This window comes from Methylobacterium sp. B1 (genome assembly GCF_000333255.1).
Lineage (GTDB): Bacteria > Pseudomonadota > Alphaproteobacteria > Rhizobiales > Beijerinckiaceae > Methylobacterium > Methylobacterium fujisawaense.
The window spans coordinates 1-1928 of sequence record NZ_BACT01001022.1; the positions used below are offsets into that span (position 1 = coordinate 1).

Sequence of the window (1928 nt, forward strand, 5' to 3'; positions counted from 1 at the left end):
CCGGGCGAGGTGATCGTAGGCGCCGTACTTGCTGGCGTATTGCGGATAGGGGCGCGCCGTATAGGCGGCCTCGCCGGTCATGAACCGGGCGACCAGACCCCTCAGCCGCTCGGCGTGCTCGGCCACGATCGCCGCGACGGCGCGCTCCTCGCCTCTCGGCGGCTTCACCGGCACCGGCACGAAGGGCTTACGCCCGCCCGAGGCGTGGACGTAGAACAGGTCCGGCGTCACCGGCACGGCCGGCAGATCCGCGAAGGCGCCGTGCATGAGCATCGCGGCCTCCAGGGTGAGCTGCGGCGAGAAGCCGGAGAAGATCTGCTTGGCAGAGGGCGGCGTGCCGGTCTTGTAGTCGACGATGCAGGCAGTGCCGTCCGGGCGCAGCTCGATCCGGTCGGCCCGGGCGCGCAGCGTGAAGGTCTCCCGGCCCATCGGGATCACCCAGCGCCCGGAAACCTCGGGGTGGATCCGGCTCAGCCCGGGCCGGCGCTGCGTCTCCCAGTCGAGATAGGCCGCGGCCATGCGCTCGTAGCGCGGCCACCACTCGGCGTAGAGGTTCGGGTACTCCGCCTCGATCTCCGCGAAGGCGTTCACCGCGAGGTTCAGGAGGCGCTCCGCCGGATCCGGGGGCAGATCCTGCGGATGCCGGCGGGCGAACTCGGCGAAGACCTCGTGCACCAGGGAGCCGCGGGTCGCGACGCTCGGCGCCGCCGCCAGCGGATCGAGAGGGTCGAGCCCGAGCACGTGGCGGGCGAAGATGCTGTAGGGATCGCGCACCAGCGTCTCGATCTCGGTGACGCTGAGGGAGCGCGGAAACAGCGCCGGGTCCGGCTTGGGCGCGGGGCGCTTCAGCCGCGGCTCCGGCGGGGCGGCGTCGAGCCGGGCCGCGAGGCCGTTGAACCGGCGCCCGGCGTCCAGGACCGTCTCCCAGGTTGCGTCGCCCGAGAGCGCGCGCAGGCGCTGGATCAGCCGCGAGGGCACGGTCGGCGCGCCTTCGCGCTTCAGGGCCCGGGTGATCACCGCGTCCCGGCAGCCCAGCGCCTGCACGAAATCGTGGGCCATCTGCCCGATCCGCCGCTCGGGCGGGTTGAGGCCGACCCGCTCGCGCATCGGCCGGTTGAGGAACGAATCGGTCAGCGTGCGCACCGGCCAGACGCCCTCGTCGAGCCCGCCGAGCACCACCCGGTCGACAGAGAGCAGGCGCGCCTCCAGCAGGCCGAGGATGCGCAGCCGCGGATGCGGCGCCTCGCCCGAGCAGGCGACGGTGCGTTCCCGGGCAAGCGACGTGAAGAAGGTGGCGTAATCGTCGAACCGACCCGGCATCAGGTCGGGCTCGGCCATCTCCAGATCGTCGAACAGGGCGTCGAGGCAAGACAGGGATCCGTCCGGCTCCTCCTCGGGGGCGTCCTCCGGCCCGGCGATCAGCCGGTCGCAGGCCTCCCGATGGCGTGCAGCCGTCGCCACGAGGTCGCACGCCCCCGTCCCGTCCGGGCCCGGGAAATCCCGGAACACCAGATCCAGCCGGTCGAGCAGGTCCGCGGCCAAGTCCCAGTCGATATCCTTCAGGCGGCGTTTGGCCCGGGGTCGGCGCTCGGGCGGTCCGGCGCGCTCGGCGGCGAGGGCATGGCGCAGGCCGTCGAAACCCGGGGCCGGAACCGGGCCGCGCAGCAGCCCGATCTCCAGGGCCGCGGCACCCCGGACCACCTCCGCGCGTGGCAGACCAAGATGGACCATCGGGTGCGAGAGCAGCGCGATCAGCCGGGCCGGGATCGTGTCCGCCTGGCTGCGGGCGAGATCGGCGGCGAGTTCCGCGGCGAGCCGGGCGAGCCGCCCGGCCGGGCTCCGGCCAGGGACAGGCCGGGGGAATCCTCGGCGACTATGCCCCAGCGCAGGAGTTCGACGGCGACCCGGCCGGCTAGGCCCCGGTCGGG

1 pseudogene is annotated in these 1928 nt (G+C 73.6%); it reads right to left on the reverse strand.

Features of this window, described 5'->3' with window-relative positions:
- Window positions 1-1928: pseudogene (gene addB, locus I53_RS28460) on the reverse strand (double-strand break repair protein AddB); the annotation flags it as partial.